Genomic DNA, 26263 nt, shown 5'->3' on the forward strand with positions numbered 1-26263 from the left:
CGCGCGCCTCAGCCGAGCATCCGGATCGAGCTGGGGGTGATGCTGCCCTGGCTCGTCTCGAGCGTGGCGCCCTGCACGAACGTGGGCCGCACCGAATTGACGAACGGCACCACGTTGAGCTCCCGCACCAGCGCCTGCTCGGCTTCGGCCCACTTGCCGCAGCCGTCGGCGCCGGCGAGCGCGCCCGCCTGCTGGACCGCCGCGTCGTAGGCGGGGTTCTGCACCGCGGCGAAGTTGTTGCCGCCGCTGCCGGAGAAGAACGGGACGAGCTGGGAGGGCAGGAAGACCCCGAGCGGCACGAACGCCGCGTCCCAGCCGCCCTGCGTGAGGACCTGCATGGACTCGGTGTCGGTCATGCCCTTGACGGTGACCTGCGCGCCGACCGCGGACCAGCGCTGCTGGACCAGTTCGGCGGCCGCCTGCATGGTCGAGCCGAGCGTCGACGGGTAGTAGAAGGTGAGCGCCAGCGGCTTGCCGTCCTTGGCGCGTACGCCGTCCGGGCCCGCGACCCAGCCCGCGGAGTCCAAAGCGGACTTCACGGCGACCAGGTCGGAGGCGGGCAGCAGCCCGCTGATGGTGTCACCGCCGCACGGGCCGAGCCCGGGCGCGAGGAGGCTCTTCGGCGCGCGGCCGGTCCCGCTGGTGAGGACCTGGCCGAGCTGGCCGAGGTCGAGCGCCTGGGTCAGGGCTCGCCGCACCGCGACGTCCGCCCCGGGCTTCCCGGCGCGCTGGTTGAACCACAGCTCGCCGAACGGGGATTCGATGTCGTGCGCTGTCAGGCCCATGCCGCGCAGCCGCTGCTGGTCGGGGCCGAGCACGGTGGCCGCGTTGACCTGCCTGGACGCCAGCAGGTTCGCGGCGGTGATCTCGTTGCCGACGACCCGGATCACGACGGTGTCGGGCAGTCCGCGGGTATCGGTCTTCCAGTCGCCGGGTCCCCAGGCGTAGTCCTTGCGCCGCGTGAGCGTGTAGTGGTCGCCGGCGACGGCCTCGGTGAGGGTGAACATCCCGGTGCCGTCGGCGCCCTGCTTGAGGAGTCCGCGGTCGGCCATTCCCTTGCCGCAGACGATGAAGAGCCCGCCGATGTCGCGGACGAGGAACGAGTCCGGGGTCGGGCTGGTGACCGTGACGGTGCCCGCCGCGTCGTCCCCGGTGGCCGTCGCCCCGGGCATCACGTAGAGGCCCAGCGAGGCGGAACCGTTGGCCGGGTCGCTGACGAAGTTGATGTTGTCGGCGACCTGCGACGCGGTCAGCGGGGTCCCGTCCGAGCACGTGATGCCCTTGCGCAGCGTGTACTTCGCGGTGGTGGTGTCGCCTTCCCACTTCTCCGCGAGCCCGGCGACCATGTTGCCGCCCGGGTCGATGTTCACGAGCGTGTCGTAGAGGAACCGGTCGGCCTGGATGGTCACCGACAGCGCGGTGAAGTGCGGGTCGAGGCTGCCGGGGTCGCCTGCCGAGACCAGGGTGAACGCGCCACCGTCCACAGTGGTCGACCCGGCGCCGCCGCCGCAGGCGGTCAGCGCCAGCGCCAGCACGGTGGCCGCGGCCGTGATCGAAGCGGTCTTCATCGTGTCTCCTGGGTCAGGCGGAGCGGCGGGTCGCCCGCCCCGAGTGGACGTAGGCCGCCCGGCCGGTGCCGTCGTCACCGACGAACACGTGCGGCAGGTGGACACCGTGGGTGGGGGTGCGCGGGATGAGGACGTCGTCGTCCAGCCGGACCAGCTCGGTCCGCTCGGCCTCGCCCAGCTCCGCGAGGAGACCCTTGGGCCGCTGGTCGAGCCAGAGGCGGCCGTCGTCGTCCTGGGTCACGGTGAGGTCGGCGACCTCGCTGGAGTAGGTGCCGAGGTAGCGGCGCGCGTCGACCGGCTGCGGTTCCGCGGGCGGCACCGGCAGCGGCGGCAAGGTGATCCCGGCCAGCTCGGGCATCAGGTGGCCGAAGACGTCGGTGTAAAGGCCGATCGCGTCCCCGCCGTTGGTGAGCAGCGCGATCGCGACGTCCCGGCTAGGCACCACGCGCAGGAACGCCGACTGCCCGATCGTCCCGCCGTCGTGCCCGAGGATCGGGCCGCCGGGCCACTCGTACAGTTCCCAGCCGAGCCCCCAGGCGGTGCCCATCAGCCCGAGCGGCGGCAGGCCGACCTGCCGCTCCTGCATGGCCTTCACGCTGCCGGGGCCGAGCAGCGGCGTGCCGTCCGGGGCTCCGCCGCCGGAGAGGTGCAGGCGGGCGAAGGCCAGCAGGTCCCGTGGCCGCATCGCCAGCGCCGACCCGGCCGGCGCGTTGGAGCGGACCAGCGACCACACCGGGGCCGGCTGCCCGCCCGGCAGGTGGCCGACCGCGGCGCGGTGCAGGACCGCCTCCTCGGCGTTCGTCGCGAAATGCGTCAGGCCGAGCGGGGTGGCGAGGTGGTCGTGCAGGCACTGGTCGTAGGGCTTGCCGCGCAGCACCTCGACGATACGGCCGAGCACGACGAAGGCCGCGTTGTTGTAGGAGAACATCTCCCCCGGCGGGAACAGCTGGTCGGTGCCACTCAGGGTCGCGACGTACTTCCCGACGCAGTCGTCGCCGCGGCCGGTGTCGGTGAACAGGTCGCCTTCGAAGCCGGCCGTGTGGCACATCAGCTGGCGGGCGGTGATCGCGGCGGCGGCGCTCTCGTCCGCCAGCCGGAACTCCGGCAGGTACCGGCGCACCGGCGCGTCCAGGTCGAGCGCGCCCTCGTCGGCCAGTTGCACCGCGAGCGTGGTGGTCCAGACCTTGGTGATGGACCCGATCTGGAACACCGAGTCCGGGGTGGCCTCGACCCCGGTCGCCCGGTTCAGCACCCCGGCGGCCGCGTCGGCGACCTCGCCGCCCACGCCGACCGCGATGGCCGCGCCGGGCACCTCACGCGTCTCGACCAGGCCGGGGAAGTCGTGTCCGAGCCAGCCGGTGATCTCGTCCAGGTCCGCCATCGGGCCAAGGTAGCGGCGCCGGTGGCGGAAAAGTTCGTTCGCGCGCACGAACGCGGCCCCGCGGATTGGTCGTGCCGGACGAATCCATGGGGCGGTCCACGTCAGTCCTGGTGGGCGGTCGCGATGGACTTCGCGCGCCAGGGCTCGGTGTCGTCGGCGATGCGGTCGACCTTGACCTGCCAGCGGTCGATCGCGTCGCGGCCGAGCAGCAGGTGGGTGGGCAGCGTCTCCTGGCCGGCGACCTCGTAGATCAGCGCCGCGCCCTGGACCGGGTCGCCCAGCTGGGTGTGGTTGGCCTCGCCGACCCAGTCCAGCGTCGTGCGCGCCGGGGTGCCGTCGTAGGCCGCGATCCGGTTCTCCGGCAGGGACAGCGAGCTGGCGTCGAGGAAGTCGGTGCGGAACACGCCCGGCTCGACGACCATGCTCTGGATCCCGAACGGCGCGAGTTCGACCGACAGCGCCTCGCTGATGCCGGCCACGGCGAACTTCGACGCGCTGTACATGCTCACCCCGGGCTCGCCCTCGAAACCCGAGCGGGATCCGATGTGGACCAGCTTCCCGCCGCCCGCCTCACGCATGCAGGGCAGGACCGCGCGGGTGACGTTGATCAGGCCGAACACGTTGAGGTCGAACAGCGAGCGCGCCTCGGCGTCGCTGATCTCCTCCAGCGCGCCCAGCAGACCGCGGCCGGCGTTGTTGACCAGCACGTCGATCCCGCCGAACCGGTCCACCACGGACTCCACCGCGACCGCCACCGTGTCCCCGCCGGCCAGTGCCGCACGCGCGATCTCCGCACCGAGGCCGCGGACGTGCCGGTGATCAGCCAAGTAGCCATTTCCTCGTCTCTCCTTCGCTTTCGGCGTTTGTGCCGGTGCCCCGCACTCAACCAGCGCAGAGCAGCGAAAAGTGCGCCGGACAGGGCCTCGCTCATCCTTGGACGGAGTGGGCCACCCAACAACCTTGGCACGGCTGCCGAGGGGGACATCCTGTCCCCCGATCACCTGGGCGCGGTTGCGGCTCCATTTCCGGCTTCCGGGCTGGTTGGGTGACGGCATCGGGACGAAAACCCGCAACCGGGAAGGAAAAGCCGTCATGTCGCAGGTCATCGCCGGAACCCCGCTCACCGGACGCGTCGCCGTCGTCGCCGGCCAGCAGCAGGATCGGGGCCGCCACCGCGGAACGGCTCGCCACGCTGGGGGCGAAGGTCGCGGTCGCCGCGCGCCGCAAGGACAACTTAAGGCGATCCGCGAGGCCGGCGGCATCCCGCGCGAGTTCAACACCATCGCCGTCGACGACGGCATCGCCATGGGCCACGAGGGGATGCTGTACTCGCTGCCTTCGCGCGACCTGATCGCCGACTCGGTCGAGTACATGGTGCAGGCCCACCGCGCCGACGCGCTGGTGTGCATCTCCAACTGCGACAAGATCACCCCCGGCATGCTGATGGCCGCGCTGCGCCTGAACATCCCGACGGTGTTCGTGTCCGGCGGCCCCGATGGAGGGCGGCACGGCGGTGCTCGTCGACGGCACGGTGCGCACCCGCCTGCACCTGGTCTCCGCGATGTCCGACGCGGTCGCCGATTGGTGTCGGACGCCGACATCGCCCGCATCGAAGAGGCGGCCTGCCCGACCTGCGGATCCTGCTCGGGGATGTTCACCGCGAACTCGATGAACTGCCTCACCGAGGCCCTGGGCTGGCCTTGCCGGGCAACGGCTCGGTGCTCGCGACGCACACCGCGCGCCGCGCCCTCTACGAGCGGGCCGGGCGTACGGTGGTGGACCTGGCCCGCCGCTACTACGACTCCGGCGACGAGAGCGTGCTGCCGCGTGCGATCGCCTCGCACGCGGCCTTCGACAACGCGATGGCGCTGGACCTGGCGATGGGAAGATCGACCAACACCGTCCTGCACCTGCTGGCCGCCGCGCACGATGCCGGGCTGGACTACACGCTGCACGACATCGAGCGCCGGTCCCGCGAGGTGCCCTGCCTGTGCAAGGTGGCGCCCAACGGCAGCTCCCTGATGGAGGACGTGCACCGGGACGGTGGGATCCCGGCGATCCTCGGGGAGCTGCACCGCGCCGGGCACCTGCACGAGGACGTCCGCAGCGTGCACGCCGACTCGCTCGCCGAGTGGCTCAAGACCTGGGACGTCCGCGGCGGCTCACCTTCGCCGGAGGCGGTCGAGCTGTTCCACGCCGCGCCCGGCTGCCGTCGCTCGGCCGAGGCGTTCTCGCAGTCGGAGCGCCGGCACGACCTGGATCTGGACGTCGCGGGCGGCTGCATCCGCGACGTCGCCCACGCCTATTCGGCCGACGGCGGGCCGGCGGTGCTGCGCGGGAACCTCGCCGAGGACGGCTGCGTGGTCAAGACCGCGGGCGTGGACTCCTCGATCCTGACCTTCGCCGGGCGGGCGGTGGTGACCGAGTCGCAGGAGGAGGCCGCCGAGGCGATCCTCGCCGGGCGTGTGCAGCCTGGCGACGTCGTGGTGGTGCGGTACGAGGGCCCGCGCGGCGGTCCGGGGATGCAGGAGATGCTGTACCCGACGGCGTACCTGAAGGGGCGCGGCCTCGGCAAGGTGTGCGCGATGGTCACCGACGGGCGCTTCTCGGGCGGCACCTCGGGCCTGTCGATCGGGCACGGCTCGCCGGAGGCCGCCGCGGGCGGCACGATCGCCCTGGTCGAGGACGGCGACCGGATCGTCCTCGACATCCCAGGCCGGACGTTGCATCTGGACGTGCCTGAGGAGGTGCTCGCCGAACGCCGGGCCCGCGCGACGTTCCGGCCGCGGAACCGTGAGCGCACGGTGTCCACAGCACTGCGCGCCTACGCCGCGATGGCCCTGTCAGCGGACAAGGGCGCGGTGCGCGAGGTGCCGGCCACGTGAACAGCAATCAGCGCACCGGCAGCTCGCGCTCGGTGGTGTGCCAGTTGGCCAGCAGGCGCATCGAGGTTTCCGACGCGGAGCCGGGTTCAGTGGTGTAGACGAACAGGATCTGATCGGGGTCGCCGGCGGGGGGCAGCGCCTGGTACTGCACGGTGAGGTCGCCGACGAGCGGGTGGTGGTAGCCCTTGGAGCCGGTGGTGCGCCGGTGCACCTTGTGGTCGGACCACCACTTCCGGAAGTGTTCGGAGTGGATGGACAACTCACCGACCAACGCTGACAGCTGGGGGTCGTCCGGGTAGCGGCCGGCGTCCAGACGCAGCATGGCGACCGTGTCCGCGGCAACGGCCTCCCAGTCCTGGTACAGCTCGCGGGCGTGCGGGTCGAAGAACACGAACCGCGCCTGGTTGCGGTCGGCCGCGGGCAAGGCCCGGAACTCGGTGATCAGTGCCCCCGCGAGCCGGTTGTGGGCCAGTACGTCGAGCCGCCGCCCGAGCACGAACGCCGGCGAGTGCACCTCGTCCAGCATTTCCACCAGCCGCAGCGTGGCCGGGTCCACCCGCTGCGGCCGGGCGCGCCGCTTGCGCACCGCAGGTTCCGGGCGGCCCAGGTCCATCAGGTGCTGGCGCTCGGCGTCGTTCAGCCGCAACGCGGCCGCCAGGGCGTCCGGCACCTCGGCCGAAGCACTGCGGCTGCGGCCCTGCTCCAGGCGCGTGTAGTAGTCCACGCTCACCCCGGCCAGCTGCGCCAGCTCCTCGCGCCGCAACCCGGGCACCCGCCGCCGGGCCGAGCCGTCCAGCCCCAGCTCCTCGGGGCTGACCCGGGACCGGCAGGTCCGCAGGAACTCCGCCAGCTCGCTGCTCTTCATGCCGCTCATGCCCGCGATTCTGCCCGGTGCTGCCCGCCCGGCGGGTGGTGAAGGTGGCCCACCTTGTCCCCCTGTCACCGCCGTTGGCCACCCCTCCGGTGCCTCAAGGTGCCGGACTTCGCGGTCACGGCCGATCCCCGCCGGCGGGCGTCGAGCCGGGAGTCAGGCGAGCGGGCGGTCCCGCGCGGCGTCGCGGGCGAGCGCGGCCGCGCGGCGGTCCTCGAAGCGGGAGGCCTGCGCGTCGAGTCCCTTGAGGAATGCGGCGAGCTCGTCGCGGGCGGCCTCGCCGACCTGGCCCAGACCCTCCAGCTCGAAGACCTTCCAGTACCGCAGCAGCGGCATCACGACGTCGTCGTGGTGGATGCGCAGGTCGTAGATCCCCGCCTTGGCGATCAGCGCGGCCTTGCGCGCGAAGCTCGGGATCACCGCGCCCGGCATCGCGAAGTCGAGCACCTCGTCGGTGATCGCCCGCATCATCGCGTCCGGCGTGATCTCCAGCGCCGCCTTCACCAGGTTGCGGTAGAACACCATGTGCAGGTTCTCGTCCGTGGAGACCCTGGCCAGCAGTTTCTCCGCCAGCGGGTCCTGGGTGTAGCGGCCGGTGTTGCGGTGCGACAGCCGCGTCGCGAGTTCCTGGAACGACACGTAGGCGCAGACCCGCAGCAACGGCTTGTCCCCGCTGTCGTAGCCGGCCTGCATGGTTTCCATGCGCATCCGCTCCAGCTCCACCGGGTCGACGGCGCGGGTCACCAGCAGGTAGTCGCGGATGCAGATGCCGTGCCTGCCCTCCTCCGCGGTCCAGCGGTGCACCCAGGTCCCCCACGCCCCGTCCCGGCCGAACGCGCGCTCGATCTCCCGGTGGTAGCTGGGCAGGTTGTCCTCGGTCAGCAGGTTGACCTCCAGGGCCGTCCGCGCCACCGGCGAGACGCGCGACTGCTCGGGATCCCACGCCTCGCCACCCAGATCCGCGAAGTTCCGGCCCTCGCTCCAGGGCACGAACTCGTGCGGCATCCAGTCCTGGGCCGCGGCGAGATGGCGGTTGAGGTTCTCTTCGACCGTCCCCTCGAGGTCGTACATCAGGCGGGTGGTGTCGGAAAGCGTCATGCGCACGTCCTTCGGGAGCCGGGCAGGAACCTACGAATCCGTAACCTACGGTACCGTAGGTACTGGCAACGCACGAGCGCCCCGATGGGTTCCCGAGGAGCCTCCCCTGGTGCCCCGTCACACCCCGCTCCTGCGCCGGTCGAGCCGACAACACACCCTCAGCACGGATGCCGGCCCTCCCCCGAGTGCACGCTCGGCTGGTGCCCGAGCCCGGGCTTCGAACCCAGCAGGGAGCCGAAGCTTCCGACAGACGCTTGGTGTCGAGACCACGAGGCCGTGCTATGGCGCCGTCGGCGTCGAGCACAACGCCACGTCGGAACCGTCATCGCCCGGCTTTTTGACGGCGTCCCACGGAACGGCTGGACAGTCGAAGTTGCTCACCGAGACCCATTCATCGAGTCGTCTGTCCTGGACTACCGATCGACCTTGTTGAGCCTCGCCGGGCAGGCAGAACGAGGCGCGTCGTGTCCTGGCAGAAAGTGCTCGTCAACCGCCGTTGTGCGCTGACCGGAGAGTCGCATGAGACGGCGACAGCTGCGCTTCGCTCGAGCGTGTCTGCTCTACCCACTGCCCAGCTTGCCCGCCATCGCGCGCTCGTAACGAAACAGCAGGTCCCGTCCCCGTTCAACCTCGATCCCGAGGTTTCTCTCACAGTGCGGACGGCAGTGCTGCCGGACGCCATCGCGCGACCCCAGATCGACCTCGAAGCCGGCCTCATGGAGGCCATCACCCGGGCGGTCCATCATCTGCACACTCACCCCGAGGCCAGCTTGACCCGGCCAGCCGAGGTGATCCGATCAGTTACTCCCCTGCCAGATCGTCTGCAGCTTCACGTCCATCCGGTGGCGGTGGCACCGTTGTTGTACGAAACGCTCCCCTTCGCCTTTCAGGAAACGGTGTCAGGCATCGAGGGACTACGCATCCGTTCGCACCGGCGGTCGACGGAACTGTTCCTGGTCGACGCTCCGGACGCTCGAGTGGAACTGGTCGGAGTGGGCAGGGCGGCACGCTGCGCCGCGGAGGCCTACCAGGCGGTGCGCAACCGCGACACGGACAGCGGTGTGTCTCTGGCCGACGTGACGCCGGACAGGCTCAGCCGAGAGGAAACGCTCTCGCTGGAATCCTCCGGCCGCGCCTTCGGCCCGGTGGGTCTCGCGAGCGGGCTCCTACGCCGGATAGGCGTGCTGTGCCAGACCTTGTGGATCCAAACCTGGCCGACCGGATGCACCCACTTCAACGTCGAGTGGCCTGGTGACACCCCACGCCGACCCCAGGTCGGTCTCGCGCCCGCAGACCCGGTGTTCGGGATCCGCGGCGCCACGATCGGGACTGCGCCCGACCTGACGTTTCCCAATACCCATCTCGGCTGTTCGCATGGCGATCCTTGCGCCACACAACATCTTCGGTTCCGGTTCACCGACCTCCCCAGCGAGGACTCCAGTTCGCACACGGCTCTCGCCGGATTCAAGGCCGGCGCTCGCCCGGCCTGGGACGCCTGGCGTGAGACGTTCGGCGACAGCTCCGGCGAGGCATAACCACCAGGGGCAGACGGGAACGCACCCGCACGACGCCGCCAGATGCGGGCAACCGACTTAGGCAGCCATCGGCAAGGATTGGAGAACCCGGAGGAACGCGTGTTCGTCGACGATGGGGATTCCGAGTTCCCGTGCTCGATTGGCCTTGCCGGACAGAGAGTCGGGGTCGGCGGCGACAAGGAGATCAGTTCTGCCGCTCACCGACCCAGTGATGCGCAGCCCGGCCGCCGCCGCCCGCTGCGTGATCTCAGCGCGGGCCAGCTGCATCTCGCCGGTCAGTACGACGCGGTCACCCGGCCGCATCGTGAGACCGCCGGGCGTGGCGACACCCGGCGAGGCGGTTCGAGCCCGGTCGGGCTGCTCCTCCTCCAGTACGGCCTCGACGAGGGCCGGATCGAGTCCCAGCAGAATGGCGACGGTGACCAGGTCGTGCCGTTCCTCGTCGGTGATCACGTCGTCCGACCAGGCAGCCCGGGCGAGGTCACGCAGGTAGCTGTAGTGCGCGGCGAGCGCGTCCGCGCGGTGCAGCCCCAACTGGTGCGCCAACTCGATCAGAGCGTCGGCCTCCGAGGCCGAGATCCGGCGGTCCAGCAGGGCCGCGTCGAGCATCGCGAAGTAGGCGTCGACCTGCGGTTCGTCGTCGTGGGGCAGGCGTTCCACCAGCCGGGCCAGAAAATGCGGCTCGACCTGCCCGAGCGGTGTCCGGTGGGCCGGCGCGGCGGCACCACAGGGCAGGCTCGGCCATGCCCACCGGCTGACTCGCAGCTGCTGCTCGGTGGTGCGCACCGCCTCCGGAAAGCGCTGGAGCAGGTGCGCGAGGAGCATTGCCGCTCCCATCGCGTCGTCGCGCGCGGTGTGCCAGTTCATCGGCGGCAGGCCGGCAGCCGTACAGCAGTCGATGAGTGACCGTCCGCGCAGCGGCATCGCGCGAGCCGCGGTCCGCATCGTGCACACCCCGGCGTCCGCGTCGAGGGGGCTGGTCACACCCAGTCGTTCGAACTCGGCGTGCAGGTGCATCGCGTCGAACGGCCAGTTGTGCGAGGCGACGACGCGGCCGCGGAGAAGCTCGATCAGGTCGCCGGCGATGTGCTCGAACCTCGGTGCCCGCCGGACTTCGGCCGCACGGATGCCGTGGATGGCCTGCGGGCCGAGGTCGCGGTCGGGGTTGATCAGCGTGGTCCATTCGCCGGTGACCGTGCCATCGGGGTCGAGGTGGACCACCGCGATCTCGGCGACACGGTGGTGGAATCCGGGCAGCAGCCCGGTGGTTTCGGTGTCGACGACGGCGAAGCCTCGCAATCCGTTCACAGCGGCAGCACCTTCGCACTCGCGGTCCGCACCGCCGCCAGCCAGGACGGCGGGAGTGCCTCGGGTTCACCCAGCGCGTCCCGGACATAGCTCCGCCGGTTCTTGACCTGCTCGGTCTCGGTCCACAGCTGCACCAGCCACCGCAGCACGCGCGCCACCGTTATTGCCTGGGCGCCGGCCGAGGCGCCCGGCCCCTTGCCGATGCCGGCGAGAGTGCGCACGCCTTCGACATCCCGGGGCATCACGTCCGGCAGCTCGCGTGGCCAGTCCAGTGCGGCAACGTTCTTCCGCTCGGCACGCGCATTCTCCACCACGTCCTCGATGGACTGTCGTCGGCGCGCGATCTCTTCGAACACCCCGGAAGGGGCGAACACCTGGCGTCGCCACCACCCGGTCTCGGCCAGCCCGGCCGCGGTGGTGAGTTCGCCGACCACAGCGTCGATCTCGTCCTCGCCCGGCGCGGTGATCGCACGGCGCTCGAGCAGCGTGGTCAGACGGCGTGCGGTCTCGGCCGAGGACCGGTACGACTGTCGTGTCTCGATCCAAGCGCCGGTCGGCGCACCCTGGGGGCTGACATGCCAGATCGCGATCGTCTCGTGGCCTTCGTCGTCGTGACCACGTGCGACCACGACGCTGCCAGGTGCCCACAATTCGGCAACCGCCACCGGCAGCCCGTGCCCCAATTCATCGGTCTGTGTCACAGCCCGTCCTCATTCCATCCGATCCTGATGTCTTGTGGCCGTGAGAACCCGCGCCACCTTCACGGCCCCGGCGCAATCGAGGTCCGCCGCAGCGAACTGCTCCTCCAGCAGCGACTCGCCGATCCATTCGTCGAACTTCTCCTGCGCCTTGTTGACGACGGTCGCGGCGACGGCGCGCGGATCCGGCTCGGTTCCTTCCGCGAAGTCGGCCAACGCTGCCGCGGCGGCCTGTGGTGTGGTCCCGCCCAGGCGAAGCGCAGCGCCTTCCGCGGAGGCGTCGACTCCCCGTGTGTTGAGGACGTGCACCAAGGTGTTCAGAGTCCGGTCGCCGGTCCACGGGAAGACGATCGTGTCTGCGCCCTCGGCGAGGAAGGGGTAACTGTCGAGGTGCGATGAGGCGTACGCGCGCCGAGCCTGGCCGAGCAACTCCACGGAACGGGAGTCGAGGTAGGCCGGGACAACCACGTCTTCCAGCAGTTCCCGCATCCGAGTACGGATCTTTCCGTGCACCGAGCCGGAGGCTTCCCCGAGGAAGGTCGGCCTGCCTCCCGCTGCCGGCGCCAGTTCGACCACCTTGTCGGATTCGTGGACGGCCACGACTCGCCAGCGGCGGCCGGAGAAGACCAGCAGCAGCCCGTCGTACAGCGGCAAGCTGATGGGCATCGTGCCCAGTTGCTGTCCGGCGGACACGAGCCGGTATTCCTCCGGACTCCGGAACGCCGCGTAGAAGGTGTAGTGGTTGACAACAGATTCGCCACGCGGTCCTAGCAGCAGGGTGCCGTCGGCGCTCTGGACGAGCACCTCCTGACAGCCGAGGTCGCGGAGCAAGGTGGCGAACTGAGCGCTGCTGACCGCGGCGAAGGGGCTGCCCCGGCCGCACAGCACCCGGAACGCCTCGGCAGGTGTGGCCCCGCCGTGCTGGGCGATCAGCGACAGGAGCTGCTGGACGAGTGTCGACAGGTGCAGCCGGGCCTGCTCGGGTGGCTCGCACCAACGCTCCAGCAGGAGTTCGATGGCTGCGATGAACTGCACCAGGGGGAGCTGGAGGCGGTCGAGCGTGGTGGAGCGGGCGTCCGTGGCGACGGCGGAGACATAGGCACGCAGCACGGCCGCCTCACCGCGCCGCCCGGAGCGGCCGAGGCGCTGGCGCAGCGCGGCCACCGAAGGCAGTGGCCCAATCTGCGCGACCTGGGCGACGGCGCCAATGTCGATTCCCATCTCCAGCGTGCTGGTACAGATCGCCGTGGCGGGCCGGCTCGGATCGCGCAGTGATGCTTCGACGTCCTGCCGCAGCTCCTTGGCCAGGTTGCCGTGGTGCGGGTGGAACTCGTTGGGCACCCGTGCGGCCGCGGATCGGTCGGCGAGTTCGGCCGCGAACTGCTCCACACTCCTACGCGAATTCGCGAAGACCAGATTCGTGCGCCCGCGCAGAGCGGTGAAAAGATGATCGGCGATGCCGCGGACCGCTGTATCAGGTGTCTCGCCACCCGGATCGGGCCGGCGGGTGACGTAGCTTCGGAGCTGCAGCCGGATCTCCTGCCCGCCACCGGTGGACACCAGGACCGTGACCCGATCACCGCCGCCGGGGCGCAGCTGCTCTGCCGCCAGGCGCATGTCGCCGAGGGTCGCCGACAGCCCGATGCGTGGCACATGCCGGCCGAGCGCGGTCTCCAGCCGATGCAGCTGCGAGAACAGCTGCGCGCCGCGTTCCGTTCCGATGAACGAGTGCAGTTCGTCGACCACGACGTGGCCCAGGGCCGCGAACAGCCTGCGGATCGCCGGCCCGCGCAACACGAACAGCGCTTCCAGCGACTCGGGGGTGATCAGCAAAATGCCGGACGGGTTCTTCAGCACCGCCTGTTTACGCGACGCGGCGACGTCGCCGTGCCAGCGGTGTGTCGGGATGTCCAGACTTCCGCAGAGTTCCTCGGTTCGCCGGAACTGGTCGTTGATCAACGCCTTGAGCGGGCCGACGTAGAGTGCCTGGGCCCCCGAACCGTTCGAGGTTCCCTGCTCCACCAGCGCCGAGCACACGGGCAAGAACGCCGCCTCGGTCTTCCCGGCCGCCGTCGCCGCGCCGATCAGCACGTCGTGCCCGTTCAGCACGGCAGGGATCGCCGCGTCCTGCACATCACGGAGCTCGGACCATCCCTGCTGCCAGACCCACCGCTGCACCCGTGGGTGGAGAAGATCGAAGTGCGCCGCCTCAGATGCGGAGGCTGGCGAGCTCATCGGCACCATCGGTGTCGGGACCGGACTCGCCGGGCAGCGGAGCCAGATCAGGGTTGGTCTCGACGCTGACCCTCACCTGCCCGAGCAGCTCCCGCCAGTCGGTTCCAGGATTCTGCTCGAGCACGGCGAGCAGGTTCACGAACTCCTTGATCGTGTTGCGCGGCGTCCGGAAGTAGGCGTCACCGATCCGGCCCGCGCAGTGCTCCATGAACGCGCCGAGGGCGTCGTCCGGAAGCAGGTAGGACGACGGGTCTCCGCCGGCATAGACGTGGCGGAGGCGTTCAAGCAGGACATGCATGTCCTCGGGGGTGAGGCTCGCCAGCCGCAGCACGGGTCCGGAGAGGTCGACCAGGCCGCCGACCGCGAAGTTGTTCTCCGCCAGGCGGCTGCGCAGGGCCTCGTAGCTGTACAGCCCGCGACGGGTGTCCATCAGCAACTCCGGCGTGCCGCCGAAACAGAACCCGAGCCCTTCGACGTTGCCCTGCAGACAGTCGTTGACGATGCGCAGGACCTGCTCGTAGTTGGAGCGGCGAGCACCGGTGTGCGCCAGCTTGTAGAGGTTCACCATCTCGTCGAGGCACACCAGAAGCCCGGTGAACCCCGCCAGCCGCACGAACCGGGCGACGAGCTTGAGGTGGTCGTAGACGTTCGCGTCGTCGACGATGGTCCGGACGCCGAGCGCGGCGCGGGCTTCGGTGCGGGTGGCGAACTCGCCGCGCAGCCAGCGCACCGCATCGGTCTTGAGCTGCTCGTTGCCGGTGTCGTGGCCCGTCCAGTACGCCCCGATGACCTGGGCGAAATCGTACCCGCCGACGCTTTCCGACAGCTGAGCCAGCTTGTCGGCGATGACCGCCCGCGGTGAGCGGTCCGACGCGGACGCCTCCTGGATCGCCGACGTGATGAACCGTTCGACGATGCCCGGCAAGGCGTTGCCGTCCGGAGTGGAGCGCGTGGCGAGGTTGCGCATCAGCTCGGCGTAGAGCGCGCGAGCCTGCCCGCCGCTGGCGTGCAGGCGCCGGTCCGGGGTGAGGTCGGCCGAGGTCGTGACCAGCTTGCGCTCGGCCGCGATCGACCGGACGAGGTTGAGGAAGAACGTCTTGCCCGCCCCGTACTCCCCGATGACGAAGCGCACGGCCGAACCGCCGTCGGCGATCCGGTCGATCTCCCGCCGCATCGCGACGACCTCGGAGGCCCGGCCGACCTGGATGTGCTGGAAGCCGGTGCGCGGCACCACCCCGGCACGCAGGGCGGAGACGATGGCGTCCCGGTCACGGGGGCGCAGACGAGCGCCGGAAGCGGTCATTGCAGTATGTCCTTCGCGATATCGTGGTTGATTTCGAGGGGATCCTCGCCCTCGATGAGAAGCTCGTCGGTGGCATCCAGCGCGGCTTCGTTGAGCACCTCGAGCGCACCGCCCGGCAGCAGGGCGAGCGCAACGGCCAGGTCGTCGAACTCTCCTCGAGTGACGGTGTCCTTCTCGACGAGCTGCCGGAGAAGGGTGGTGTGGGCGGCGTCGAGTTCCGCTGCCGTCGCCTGGGCCGCGACCGGTGGTGGCGCGGGGACCGGCTCCGGTTCCTCCGCGAAGATCTCCGCGAGCTCGGCCGCCACGGCCGCGGATTCCGCGCGCGTCCGGGCGAGGCGAGCGGGATCCAGGGTCAACGTAGCCGTTCGCTCGGGTTGCGCGGGGATTGCGCGCCCGGCGGGGGTCGCTCCGGGGAGCCGGACGGAGGTGAGCTCGTCCGGTTCCCCGGCCACGACGGTGGCGTGCAGCGTGGAGTAGACGTCGTTCGGGTCCAGTCCCAGCTCGCGGAACAACTTCTCCAGGGTCCTGACCTCGTCGGGAGTCACCCTTCCGTCTGCCGCGGCGATCGTGGTGAGAAGCCGGCCCACGTCGGCGCGGTGCTCGTCGGGGAGCACGCTGAGACGGCGGCGCAGCGCAGCCGCGGTGGGTGGCTTGGTCAGCACGAGCGCGGCGTGGGCGTCCAGCCGGATCCGCTCGTCGGTGCTCAGGTCGAGGCCGCTGAAGGCCAGGTCGCGCAGTGCTGCACGCTCGGGTTCGGTGACGGTGCCGTCCGCGGCGGCCACCAGCGTGCCAAGGTTGATGATTGCCAGGGCGGTGCCGTACCGCGGTCCCGGGGCGCTGACCGGCTCTTCTCCGCGGCGGAACACCACCACCGAGGAGGTCGGCGTCGGCACGCCACCGCCAAACCGGACGTCCGGCTCAATCCCGAGCCCCCGCTTCTCCAACAGCTGCGCCACGGCCACCGCGTCGGCCCTGGCGAGCTTGCCGGTGATGGTCGGCCAGCGCTCGATCAGCTCCTGCGCTGGGACGACCGAGCGGCCATTGTCGTCGATGCCGCGCGCCGCCCAGGACCAAATCGCTCGGTCCGTTCATCTGCCCGATAGCTGACGCCCTTGGGCAGCAGGGCGACCGCGGCCGGGGAGCCGGTGTCGCCCGGGTGACGGCCGAGGTGCCTGCTGTAGGCGTCCAGATCGTCGGTGACCGCTTCGATCAGATCCCGGAGTTTCGTGACCGGCCCGGTCAGCTTGCCGACATCGGGCAGGTTCGGGTTCTCCAGCTTGACTTCACCGCCGAAGCCGCCGCTGGCCGGGAAGTAGCGGCTGCTCAACCGCGTCTTGTTGGGCTTGACGACCAGGCCGTCGCCGAACCGCTCCTGGTAGCGGGCCGTGAACAGCTCGTGGAACTCGTCCGGGCACCGCTGCGCGGGGGTTCGCAACCGTGTCTCGGGGTGGTGGGTGTACCAGGCCAGTGCCCAATCCGCAGGCAGCGGCCGGCCGGCGGCCACCAGTTGCCCCAACCCGAGCCGGAGTTCGGCCGGCAGTTCGTAGGTCCACTCCGGAAACGCCGGCGGCGGGCCGTTCCAGCGCGCGGTGGGGTCGAGGATCGCGACACAGTCCAGAAGGCTACTTGCGTACTGCTCGAACGAGCGGTTCCCCCGGTAGATCCCCAGCAACCGACGCACCTCGCCGGTCAGCAGGCGGAACTCCGCTGCGGGGTCCGGTGTGCCTGGGAGTTCGGTGAGCAAACGGCGTTCCAGGCCGTAGAAGTAGACGAAGACGTAGCCGATGTAGGCGCGCGGATTGCTGCGACCACCGGCGAGCCATGCCAGATACGCGGCGCGACCGCGGGGTGAAATGTCCGAATAGGACGGCCAGTAGTCCATCGTCTCGCCGGTCCAGTCGGGACGCGCGCCGTCCACAGGCAGCGTGGGATCGATCAACGCCGGCTCGACACCATTTCCGGCCGCATCGGCCATGCTGCGTCCGAGGTACAACATGCCGCCACGGATAACGAGGCCTGCGACCTTGACGTCCCGTCCGGCCGGCACCCATTCCGCGTAAGACAGTGTCGCGGCCGGAAGTGCCGGGTACCGCTGGATGGGCGGCATCGCCGCAACCGGCGCACTCACCTGCGGCGGCGGATGGACTGGCTGAACTGCCCGATCACCGCCGACAACCGGCGCGGATCGCGCGGATGCCCGCTTTCTCCGAATCAGCCAGATCACCAGCGCAAGCACCAGCAAGATGACGACAGCCAGCGCCAACTGGACCTCCCCGCGATCGATTCACCTGACCATCGCCGAGATGCGGGCCGGAGTTACCGGCGTTACATGATCGTCACCGATCTCGATCTTGACAGGCGCTTCCCGAATCCCATCGGAATGTGGGAATTGATGACAAGTCCGCACTCTGCACCACCGCCGAGCGAATCCGTTTCACTCACTTGCACCTACTTCGATGACGAAATCGTCACGGGTCCGGGGCACGGGTAACGGCGGCACTGACAATGACGAACGGTGCTTACGCCAGCCTTTGCAAGCCGCGAAAAGGGTGAAGCAGAATTGACAGCTGATTCTGACTCCGCGCATCGATTCGAGGAAATTCCTTGGCCCTGCCTGAAGCCCTACATGTCGGTCACCGTTCTGCGCTGCATCGGGGACGACCCCGCGTTCGGCTTCGGAACCGTCGTCCGGCTCCTCAAGAAACCGCGACGACATCGGCCAGGGGCCGCCCTGCACACCATCGCCGAGACCGAACTGGACGCCGCCTCAGGCGATGTCATCGCCGGCTTCGACACGTTGACCGGCCTCGAGATCGACCAGTTGTTCGGCCAGGTGAACGTTCAAGCGAGTCCACCCGGCTGGGCCCTGCCGGGATCCGGCTTCACCGACTTGACGCACGAGCTCACACTGGTCCTCCGACGTGGTGAACTGATCGCCGTGCGCGCCGAGAAAGGCGTGGCAGAGCGCCTCCAGAGACAGCTGGACAAACCGCCGCGACCACCGCTTCGTCGTCTTCCCACCAACGTCCTGGAAGCAGCCTTCCTCCAGGGCGCCGCGAAAAACATCTGGCTTCGGTCGGTCCAGCGACCCAGCTCGCGCCGCCCCTACAGCAAAGCACTGGGCGGAACCGATCTCGGCGTCGCACTGGATCCCGTGGAGGACAGCTCGTTCGCGTGGGGAGCAGCTCGCAGCGAGATGCTCGAAGACCCAGGTATCCTCTACCTCAAAGGCAAGGTGGGTGTCACCGCAGGCAAATCACAGATCTGGTTCAAGGACTCCACCGACTTCCACCAATACCTCCTCACGGTGGGCGAAATCCTGCGAGTGTCCTCCGAAATCCTCACCGATCCTGGCATCTTCTCGGCATTCCCCGGCCTTGCCCAGGAAGTCAGCGATCCTGCCGAGATTTCCGGTGCGTACGAAGTGATCCCGATTCAACCGGACGAGACACCAGAAGCGACCAGCGGAGGCGACGAAGTCGTGGCGGCAGCCGAACTCCTTCAGGACGCGGTGCTCGAGGTCCGGGAAGGTGCTACCGGAACGAGGTTCACCATGGATGTCGGACTCGAGGGCGCCTCGAGCGGCCGGCTTGCCGCGAGCCTCAACCGCGTCGATGACCGCTTCGTGCTCAGCATCGGGTTCGACCGCACTGCGCCCCAGCCACTACCAGCCGCGGAGCAGATTCTCGGCGCGCTGAACAGCGGTGACATGCTCGAAGTCCACTTCGGCTCCGGACACAAGTACTCGGCGGGCAAGGTCTGGAAGCAGAACTTCAGTCCGATCCCGTTTTCCGGCTGGTTGTGGGAGGACTTCGACGGCTACCGGATCACCAGGGAGAAGCCCGCCGGCGCCGAAGGGGCCCAAGCCATCCACGACGCCATCCACGAGAACGGTGACGACTCCCTGTTCGCCTGGATCGTCGACTACTGTTCCGAAGGATGGCTGCTCTGTGACGACAGTTCAGGGGAAGCGGCCGACTTCTTCCATCTCGACGCGGACAACCTGCTCCGGATCTTTCACGTCAAGGCATCGTCGAACAGCTCCCCTCGCCGGGGCGTGAAGGTGACCGACTACGAGGTCGTGGTGAGCCAGGCGCTGAAGAACCTGACGTACATGGATCGGCGCAAGCTGATCGGCCGCCTCAGCCGTCCCTCACTCGCCGATCCGGCAAGCTGGATCGACGGCGATCGGGTTCACGACAAAGGAGCCGGCTTTCTGGAGAAGCTCGAAGCCGCCGGAGCACAGGGGCGGACCGAGGTGGTGATCGTGCAACCCAATCTCAGCAGAGGGCGGTACCGACAGCTGACTGCGGACATCGAGGCCGGCATTGTCTCCCGGGACACCCTGCGCCTGCAATTGCTCGAGATGCTGTTGAAGACCGCGCGACTGGCCGCAGTCCGGTACGTCACCGATCTGACGGTGATCGGCAGCGGCTGATGCCGCCGTCCTGCAGACGCAGGGTCGCGGAGAAGTCCGAGTTGCGGCGCTGCGCCCACGGCGGCCGTCGTCGCAACCGTTCTGGCATTGCCAGCAGTTGACCTGATCAGCGTCCCGATGCAGCCACGGGCCTGGATGCAGCGCGAAGCCAGCGCGCTGACCTATTCCGGCTCGTTGGAGTAGCCAGGTTCGGCGCGCCGCGTTCCCGGCGGGGCTTCGCCGCGGCTCGTTCGGGCGACATCTGTCATACGGTGCTGCGGCCGCGGCACAGCGCGGACAGCGTGCTACTCGTGGGTCCAGGTGCAGCCGCCGGAGAGTTCGAGGAACTCGCCGCTCTTGACGGTCACGCTGGTCGGCCCTTGCACGAGGCCGTTGGCGATGATGGCGCTGAAGTCGCCGGAGTCGTTGCTGTTGCGGGACCAGTAACAACCGAAGGAGTCCCGAGGACCCGCGGTCTTCCACCGGCCGGCCTTCGCGTCGGTGCCGATGCGGTGCACACCGTCGCTCAGGGTGCCATTGCCACCGGATCGAGGAGCCGCCGGGGCGGCGGACGAGATCACGGTCCGCGTCACGGTCTCCTGTGGGGCGGTGACGGTGCTGATGATCGTGACCGGCGCGGCCGTGGTCGCCGAAGCGGGCACGGTCACCGTGCGGGTGATGGTGGTCGGCGCTGCCGCGGCCGTCTGATCGACGGCCGGGCGCTGGACGGTCGCGCTTGCCGCGCCTACACCGGCGAGGAACGCGGCAACCACGCCGACGATCCACGGCCAGTGCCTCCCGGCACGAGTGCTGGCTGGGTTTTCGGGCGCAGGCGGAATCGGCTGGCTCATGGCAGAGGTTCTTTCTCCGGTATTCGCGGAACCGCCGGGGGCTGCTGACACGGTCTTGGTGAACGGTGCCTCCGCGGTTGACCGGTGTTCGCCGTGTCTCTACCCGGAGTCGGCTGCCACCCTCCCCGAGTTACAGACCAAGCCGTTCCCGCGACGCCGTCACGTGTGCGCCGGTCCGGTGGAGCGCCGCGGGATGAGGGTGGGTGTGGCGACGAGCGTGCGGGGCTGCTCGCCGCGGGAGGCTTCGCTGAGCAGTTCCAGCGCGCCGGCCGCGATCTGTCCGAACGGGACGCGCACGGTGGTCAGCGGCACGGGCAGGCGGCTGACGATGGGGATGTCGTTATAGCCGACGATCGACAGGTCCTCGGGCACGCGCAGCCCGAGCGCGTGGGCGGCGGCCATCACGCCGATGGCGGTGTTGTCGTTGACGGCGAAGATCGCGGTGGGCCGGTCCGCCCGGTCCAGCAGGTCCCGGCCGGCGACCTCGCCGGATTCGATGGAAAACGCGTCCCCGGCGACCAGCCGGTCGTCGAAGCCGATCCCGGCCTGGTCGAGGGCTTCGCGGTAGCCGGCGCGCCGTTCCCGGGCGCTGGAGGCGTAGCCGGGGCCGCCGACCAGGCCGATGCGCCGGTGGCCGAGGTCGAGCAGGTGCCGGACGGCCAAGTGCGCCCCGAGGCGGTCGTCGCCGACGGCGGCCGGGCCGATGCCGTCAGTGCGCAGGGCCAGCGCGTGCGGCACGTCCCGCGCGGTGGGCGTGCCCAGCCGCGCCGTGGTGAGGATCAGCCCGTCGACGCGACGGCGCACCAGGGTCTGCACCGCCAGCCGTTCGGTGTCGGGCTTGTCCTCGGTGGTGGCGACGATGGCGAACATCCCCCGGGCGCCCGCGGCGGCGGCGATCTCCTCGTAGAGCATCGCCATCACGGTGTCGGTGAGCCGGGGCACGATCACGCCCACCGTGTTGGTGCCCGCCCGGCGCAGCCCCGAGGCGAGCGGGTCGCGCACATAGCCGAGCTCGGCCGCGACCCGCCGCACCCGTTCGGCGGTGGGGCTGTTGGAGTGCGGCAGCCGCTCGTCCAGGACACGGGACACGGTGGACTTGCTGACCCCGGCGGCCCGGGCAACGTCGAGAATGGTCACCACGGGGGTCAGGCTACTGGTCGGCGAGGACTTTCCGGACTCGCTGTTGACGGCGGGAGGCATGTGGCGCATTCTATGGGAACGTTCCCGCAACCGTTCCCAGAACACGCCGACGAGAAGGAGAACTTCGAGATGACACTGGATCTCCGTGGCCTCAACCCGGCGCCGGTCACCCCGTTCACGCCGGACGGCGAGGTGGACCACGCCGCGATGGCGAAGCTCGGCACCTGGCTGGCCGGGCACGACGGCGTGAAGAGCCTGGTGATCCTCGGCCACGCGGGCGAGGGCACCTTCCTCACCCAGGAGGAGCAGGTCGCCACCATCGCCAACCTGGCCGAAGCCGTGGACATCCCGGTCATCGCCGGCATCACCGGCGAGGGCACCGCGGTCGCGGTCGCCGAGGCCAAGCGCGCCGTCGCCGCCGGCGCCAAGGCCGGGCTGATCTACCCCTCACACGGCTGGCTGCGCTTCGGCTACCAGGCAGGCGCGCCGCAGGACCGCTACCGGGCGATCTACGAGGAGTCCGGGCTGCCCTGCATCCTGTTCCAGTACCCGGACAACACCAAGGCCACCTACGACCTGGACACCCTGCTCGAGATCGCCGCGCAAGACGGCGTGTTCGCCACCAAGAACGGCGTGCGCAACATGCGCCGCTGGGACACCGATGTCCCGGTGCTCCGCCGCGAGCACCCCGACCTGCAGATCCTGTCCTGCCACGACGAGTACCTCCTGCACACCATGTTCGACGTCGACGGCCTGCTCGTCGGCTACGGCGGCCTCGCCCCCGAACCCCTGCTGGAGCTCATCGCCGCAGGCAAGGCCCGCGACTACCCCGCCGCCCGGGCCGTGCACGACCGGCTGCTGCCAGTCACCAAGGCCGTCTACCACCGCGGCTCGCACATGGAAGGCACCGTCGCGCTCAAGCTCGGCCTCAAAGCGCGCGGCATCCTCGAGCACGCCGGCGTCCGCTCCCCGCTGATCGACCTCTCCCCCGAGGCCGAAGAGGAGATCGTGCAGGCACTCAAGAGCGCCGAACTCGTCTGAGCTCCACTCGCGTCCCGGCGGCGGCCCGGCCGCCGGGACCGGCGACAATGTTGTCCCCACGACTCCGCACCGCGGCGGAGGGCGAGGAAACGAAACCCATGACGACTTTCGCTGCCGGCAGCCCCGGCGCGGCTGCTAAGGCCAACGCCGCGCTGGTGGCGCGGCTCGAGCGGCTCCCGGTCACCCGACGGCTCCTGATGATCCGCGTCATCATCGGCACCGCCACCTTCTTCGACGCCTACACCGTGCTGGTCATCGCCTTCGCGATGCCCAAGCTGGTCACCGAATGGCACCTCACCCCCGCATGGGTGGGCCTGATCCTCTCCGCGGGTTACGTCGGCCAGTTCGCCGGCGCGATCCTGTTCGGCTGGCTCGCCGAACGCATCGGCCGTCTGCGCACCCTGCTCATCACCATCGTGCTGTTCGTATCGATGGACATCGCGTGCCTGTTCGCCTGGAGCGGCGCCTCGATGCTGGTGCTCCGCTTCCTGCAGGGCATCGGCACCGGTGGCGAGGTGCCGGTGGCCAGCGCCTACATCAACGAGTTCGTCGGCGCCCGCAAACGCGGCCGGTTCTTCCTGCTCTACGAGGTCATCTTCCCGGTCGGCCTGCTCTTCGCCGGGCTCGCCGGCTACTTCCTGGTGCCGGAGTTCGGCTGGCGCGCCCTGTTCGTCGTCGGGCTCGTCCCGGCCGTGCTGATGATCCCGCTGCGGGTGTTCATGCCCGAATCCCCGCGCTGGCTCGCCGCCAAGGGCAAGTTCGACCGCGCCGACAAGGTCGTCACCATGCTCGAACGGGAGGCCGTCAAGGAAGGCAAACCGCTGCCCGAGCCCGCCGCCCGCCCGGTCACCGCACCCGCGACCGGCGCGGGCTGGCGCGACCTGTTCCGCGGCATCTACCTCAAGCGCACCCTGATGCTGTGGGCGCTGTGGATCACGGTCTACGTCATCAACAACGGCTTGGTCACCTGGCTGCCCACGCTCTACCGGCAGGTGTTCGACCTGCCCCTGCAGACCAGCCTGCTCTACGGCTGGATCACCTCCGCCGTCGGTGTCGTCGCCTCCGTGCTCTGCGCGCTCTACATCGACAAGGTCGGCCGCAAACGCTGGTACGCCATCGCCTTCCTGGCCGCCACCGTGCCACTGGTGGTGCTCACGGCCCTCGGCGCCACGACCGCCACGCAGGTGGTCATCCTCGCCCCGATCGCCTACGCGATCCTGCAGACCATCGCCTTTTCCCTCTACCTCTACTCCGCCGAGCTCTACCCCACCCGCTTGCGCGCCGTGGGCACCGGGTTCGGCAGCGCGTGGCTGCGCGCCGCTTCCTCCGCAGGCCCGCTGCTCGTCGGCTTCGTCGTCGCCGGCCTGGGCATCCGCTACGTCTTCGCCGCCTTCGCCGTGGTCGCACTGATCGGCGGCGTGGTCACCATCCGGCACGCCGTCGAAACCAAAGGCCAGGTGCTCGAAGAACTGTCCCCTTGAGACCGCCGCCGGCGGTGAGTGCCCCGGAACGGGTTCCGGGGCACTCGTCTCACTGGTCGACCGTCAGCATGCCCGCCGGGACACCGGCGATCTCGACCTGGCGCCCGATCGAGTGCCGGCCCGGGAGTTCGTGGTAACGCCGGAGCCCGGCGATGCCACCGAGCCAGCCGGCCCAGCCGGGGTAGGGCGGGTTGTCCGGGTCGAAGCCGCTGTGCATCATCGTGAGCCGGGTCTTGCCGCCGGAGCCGTCCAGCTCCCAGCTGGTGGTCTCGCCGTCGGCGAACAGCAGGGCGGCCTTGCGGCCGGGTTCGAACTCGACGAACTTGGCCCCGCCGGGGTCCAGTTCGAACCCGCCCATCGCGAAGCGGCCGCCCAGACGGGGCTCGATGTCCACGTTGGCGCCGAACCACTTGCTGAACACCTCCGGCTGGATCATCGAGTCGAACACCTCCTCCGGGGCCGCGTCGATGACGACCGACGCGCGCAGTTCGCTGGAGGTGAAGTCGACCATCGGGGTCAGCTCGCGGCCGGCCAGGTAGTCGGCCAGGTTGGCGATCGCGAGCGACCAGAACGTGTGGAGCGCGCCACGGGCACCGGCCTGGTCCGCGATCACCTCCTCGAAGCCGGGCAGGTCGCTGTGGCTGAGCGTGACCAGGGTGCCGTCCTCGTCCACGTGCAGCACGCGCTGGTGCGGTTCGGCGCCGTCCCGGTGTGAACCGGCCCCAGAACTCGTATCTGCCGGGCAGGTCGACCTCGGCGTGCTCAGCGAGCCAGACACGCAGCGCGGCCGGATCGGTCAGCGCCTGGTAGGTCTCCTCCAGCCGGGTCGGCACGATCGTGGTCAGGATCAGGTCAGGTTCGCTCATCGGGTTCTCCTCTGGGGTAGCAGGCGACGGCCAGCCGGAACGCGTCGCCGTCGGCCCCGCCGTAGCGGGTGAACAGGTCCTGCAGTGTCTGCCGCAGCTCGTCGAGGAACGCCTTGCGTTGCTCCGGGCGCACCCGGATGTCGCCGGACACGCCGATCGACGGCAGGTCCGGGCGGGTGAGGCCGAGCGCGGCGATGTCCGCCTGCACGTCCTCCATCAGGTCGACCAGGTAGCCCAGGCTGAGCCGGTCGCGGGTCTGCCGCATCCCGATGCGGCCCACCAGGGCCGGGGACAACCAGTAGGACCGGCCTGCCGCCCGGTAGATCCCCTCGTGGATCCCGCGGACCCGGCGCTGGGCTACCTGACGCGCGAGGCCGGCGTCCAGCAGGCGCTTGACCTGGTAGTAGACCCGCTGCGGGGTCTGGTCGAGCTCGAGGGCCACCTCGGTGCACGACCGGGGCGCGAACCTCGCGGGGGAGCGCCGGTAGGGTCCACCCGTGTCACGCAGGCCGGCCCCGCTGCCGCAGCGCCACGGGCTCGACCCGGCGCGGCTGAAGCTGCCCGACGAGGGGCCGTGGACCACGATTCGCGACCACCTCGCCGAGCGCCTCAGCCGCCTGCCCGCGGGACGGCTCGACGAGATGCTCGCCGAGGGACGGATCGCCGGCGAGAACGGCCCGGTCACCGCCGACACCCCGTTCCAGCCGGGCGCGTTCGTGTGGTTCCACCGCGACCTGCCCGACGAGGTGCCGGTGCCGTTCCCGATCGGCGTCGTGCACCGCGACGAGCACCTCGTCGTGGCCGACAAGCCCCACTTCCTGGCCACGATTCCGCGGGGACAGCACGTGCTGGAGACCGCGCTCGTCCGGCTGCGGCGCGACCTCGGACTGCCGGAGCTGAGCCCGGCGCACCGGCTGGACCGCGCCACGGCGGGGCTGCTCCTGTTCGTCACGCGGCGCGAGTACCGCGGCCGGTACCAGACCCTGTTCCGGGACCGCCGCGTCACCAAGGAGTACGAGGCGGTCGCGCGGCACGACCCGCACCTGGACTTCCCCGTCACGGTGCGGAGCCGGATCGTCAAGGACCGCGGGAGCCTCACCGCGCGCGAAGTCGCCGGGCCGGTCAACGCCGAGACCCGCGTCGAACTGCTCGAGCACGCGGACGGCCGCGGCCGCTACCGGCTGGTGCCCGCGACCGGGCGCACCCACCAGCTGCGCGTGCACATGAACCACCTCGGGATCCCGATCCTGGGCGACCGCTTCTACCCCACCGTCGTCGACGCCCCGCTCGACGACTTCCGCCGCCCGCTGCAGCTGCTGGCCAAGACGCTGAAGTTCACCGACCCCGTGACGGGCGAGCGGCGGCACTTCGAAAGCAAGCTGACGCTGGGCGCGTGGGAGTCCTATGCGGACTGGAGCGGCGGCGAGGCGGGCACCGCATCGCGTCCCGGGTGATGGGGTTCGCTGCCCGGCCGAAGCGCATCACCCCCGGGGTGGAGATGCACGAGCTGGTGGCCGCCTTGCGGACCGAGCTGCTCGCCGAGCTGGGCGCCCTGGAACGGGCGCACTGAGCGGCTTCCCGCGGG

General features: G+C 70.1%; 21 protein-coding genes and 1 pseudogene. 7 read left to right on the forward strand and 15 right to left on the reverse strand.

Translation table 11 applies throughout. The annotated features are described in order from the left end of the window. Positions 1 to 8: 8 nt before the first annotated feature. The 3 genes from AMETH_RS19555 to AMETH_RS19565 form a co-directional block, all read right to left on the reverse strand. Positions 9 to 1568: an ABC transporter substrate-binding protein gene (locus AMETH_RS19555; RefSeq protein WP_017982835.1), complete on the reverse strand. Its 1560-nt coding sequence runs from the start codon at positions 1566 to 1568 to the stop codon at positions 9 to 11. A 13-nt stretch (positions 1569 to 1581) separates the two neighbouring features. Beyond that, positions 1582 to 2949 (reverse strand): serine hydrolase domain-containing protein, encoded by a 1368-nt coding sequence (locus AMETH_RS19560; protein WP_017982836.1) that lies wholly within the window; start codon positions 2947 to 2949, stop codon positions 1582 to 1584. A gap of 101 nt (positions 2950 to 3050) precedes the next feature. After that, the gene (locus AMETH_RS19565) at positions 3051 to 3776 is read right to left on the reverse strand and encodes an SDR family NAD(P)-dependent oxidoreductase (protein ID WP_223842873.1); all 726 of its coding nucleotides are present in this window, start codon (positions 3774 to 3776) and stop codon (positions 3051 to 3053) included. Positions 3777 to 4041: 265 nt separating this feature from the next. Here AMETH_RS19565 and AMETH_RS42935 point away from each other — a divergent pair. Together AMETH_RS42935 and AMETH_RS42940 are read left to right on the forward strand one after the other, a co-directional pair. Next, a pseudogene (locus AMETH_RS42935) lies at positions 4042 to 5021 on the forward strand (dihydroxy-acid dehydratase domain-containing protein); the annotation flags it as partial. A gap of 255 nt (positions 5022 to 5276) precedes the next feature. Then, complete coding sequence (locus AMETH_RS42940; RefSeq protein ID WP_458645616.1) at positions 5277 to 5834, forward strand: IlvD/Edd family dehydratase; 558 nt, start codon at positions 5277 to 5279, stop codon at positions 5832 to 5834. Between the two features lie 7 nt (positions 5835 to 5841). Here AMETH_RS42940 and AMETH_RS19575 read toward each other — a convergent pair whose 3' ends face one another. Both AMETH_RS19575 and AMETH_RS19580 read right to left on the reverse strand, forming a co-directional pair. Further along, complete coding sequence (locus AMETH_RS19575; RefSeq protein ID WP_017982838.1) at positions 5842 to 6699, reverse strand: helix-turn-helix transcriptional regulator; 858 nt, start codon at positions 6697 to 6699, stop codon at positions 5842 to 5844. A 162-nt stretch (positions 6700 to 6861) separates the two neighbouring features. Then, positions 6862 to 7803: an acyl-ACP desaturase gene (locus AMETH_RS19580; protein ID WP_017982839.1), complete on the reverse strand. Its 942-nt coding sequence runs from the start codon at positions 7801 to 7803 to the stop codon at positions 6862 to 6864. Positions 7804 to 8267: 464 nt separating this feature from the next. Between AMETH_RS19580 and AMETH_RS19585 the strand changes: the two genes are divergently transcribed. Then, entirely contained in the window at positions 8268 to 9338 is a 1071-nt protein-coding gene (locus AMETH_RS19585) for a hypothetical protein (RefSeq protein WP_156131694.1), read from the forward strand. Between the two features lie 57 nt (positions 9339 to 9395). On the opposite strand, the gene AMETH_RS19590 is transcribed toward AMETH_RS19585, so the two are convergent. Genes AMETH_RS19590 through AMETH_RS40465 form a run of 6 tightly spaced genes read right to left on the reverse strand, consistent with a single transcriptional unit; the run spans position 9396 to position 17145 of the window. Further along, positions 9396 to 10646, reverse strand: a complete 1251-nt coding sequence (locus tag AMETH_RS19590; protein WP_017982841.1) for an exonuclease domain-containing protein — start codon at positions 10644 to 10646, stop codon at positions 9396 to 9398. Further along, positions 10643 to 11347: a DUF6218 family protein gene (locus AMETH_RS19595; protein WP_156131695.1), complete on the reverse strand. Its 705-nt coding sequence runs from the start codon at positions 11345 to 11347 to the stop codon at positions 10643 to 10645. Before AMETH_RS19595 ends, AMETH_RS19590 begins: the two co-directional genes overlap by 4 nt. Positions 11348 to 11356: 9 nt before the next feature. Next, positions 11357 to 13579, reverse strand: coding sequence for a DEAD/DEAH box helicase (locus tag AMETH_RS19600; RefSeq protein WP_038533244.1), 2223 nt, complete (start codon positions 13577 to 13579; stop codon positions 11357 to 11359). Further along, positions 13554 to 14882, reverse strand: a complete 1329-nt coding sequence (locus AMETH_RS19605; RefSeq protein ID WP_017982844.1) for an ATP-binding protein — start codon at positions 14880 to 14882, stop codon at positions 13554 to 13556. The genes AMETH_RS19600 and AMETH_RS19605 overlap by 26 nt, the downstream gene beginning before the upstream one ends. Beyond that, on the reverse strand, positions 14879 to 15838 hold the full coding sequence (locus AMETH_RS40460) for a tellurite resistance TerB family protein (RefSeq protein WP_223842874.1): 960 nt from the start codon (positions 15836 to 15838) through the stop codon (positions 14879 to 14881). The genes AMETH_RS19605 and AMETH_RS40460 overlap by 4 nt, the downstream gene beginning before the upstream one ends. Before the next feature lie 53 nt (positions 15839 to 15891). After that, positions 15892 to 17145 carry a TerB N-terminal domain-containing protein gene (locus AMETH_RS40465; RefSeq protein WP_223842875.1) on the reverse strand — a complete coding sequence of 418 codons (1254 nt, stop codon included), beginning with the start codon at positions 17143 to 17145 and terminating at the stop codon, positions 15892 to 15894. Between the two features lie 363 nt (positions 17146 to 17508). On the opposite strand from AMETH_RS40465, the gene AMETH_RS19620 reads away from it, so the two are divergent. Beyond that, complete coding sequence (locus AMETH_RS19620) at positions 17509 to 19320, forward strand: hypothetical protein (protein ID WP_017982847.1); 1812 nt, start codon at positions 17509 to 17511, stop codon at positions 19318 to 19320. A gap of 284 nt (positions 19321 to 19604) precedes the next feature. Here AMETH_RS19620 and AMETH_RS38090 read toward each other — a convergent pair whose 3' ends face one another. Beyond that, a complete protein-coding gene (locus tag AMETH_RS38090) occupies positions 19605 to 19892 on the reverse strand; it encodes a hypothetical protein (RefSeq protein ID WP_017982848.1) in 288 nt (95 codons plus the stop codon). 417 nt (positions 19893 to 20309) lie between these two features. After that, on the reverse strand, positions 20310 to 21290 hold the full coding sequence (locus AMETH_RS19630) for a LacI family DNA-binding transcriptional regulator (protein ID WP_017982850.1): 981 nt from the start codon (positions 21288 to 21290) through the stop codon (positions 20310 to 20312). A gap of 129 nt (positions 21291 to 21419) precedes the next feature. On the opposite strand from AMETH_RS19630, the gene AMETH_RS19635 reads away from it, so the two are divergent. Both AMETH_RS19635 and AMETH_RS19640 read left to right on the forward strand, forming a co-directional pair. After that, positions 21420 to 22331 carry a dihydrodipicolinate synthase family protein gene (locus AMETH_RS19635; RefSeq protein ID WP_026153178.1) on the forward strand — a complete coding sequence of 304 codons (912 nt, stop codon included), beginning with the start codon at positions 21420 to 21422 and terminating at the stop codon, positions 22329 to 22331. A gap of 98 nt (positions 22332 to 22429) precedes the next feature. Continuing rightward, on the forward strand, positions 22430 to 23812 hold the full coding sequence (locus tag AMETH_RS19640) for an MFS transporter (RefSeq protein ID WP_017982852.1): 1383 nt from the start codon (positions 22430 to 22432) through the stop codon (positions 23810 to 23812). 49 nt (positions 23813 to 23861) lie between these two features. On the opposite strand, the gene AMETH_RS19645 is transcribed toward AMETH_RS19640, so the two are convergent. After that, on the reverse strand, positions 23862 to 24494 hold the full coding sequence (locus AMETH_RS19645; RefSeq protein WP_017982853.1) for an SRPBCC family protein: 633 nt from the start codon (positions 24492 to 24494) through the stop codon (positions 23862 to 23864). A 170-nt stretch (positions 24495 to 24664) separates the two neighbouring features. After that, complete coding sequence (locus tag AMETH_RS19650) at positions 24665 to 25120, reverse strand: hypothetical protein (protein ID WP_017982854.1); 456 nt, start codon at positions 25118 to 25120, stop codon at positions 24665 to 24667. A gap of 55 nt (positions 25121 to 25175) precedes the next feature. On the opposite strand from AMETH_RS19650, the gene AMETH_RS19655 reads away from it, so the two are divergent. After that, positions 25176 to 26132 (forward strand): RluA family pseudouridine synthase, encoded by a 957-nt coding sequence (locus AMETH_RS19655; RefSeq protein WP_017982855.1) that lies wholly within the window; start codon positions 25176 to 25178, stop codon positions 26130 to 26132. Positions 26133 to 26263 lie beyond the last annotated feature (131 nt).

The sequence above is a fragment of the Amycolatopsis methanolica 239 genome (genome assembly GCF_000739085.1).
GTDB lineage: Bacteria > Actinomycetota > Actinomycetes > Mycobacteriales > Pseudonocardiaceae > Amycolatopsis_E > Amycolatopsis_E methanolica.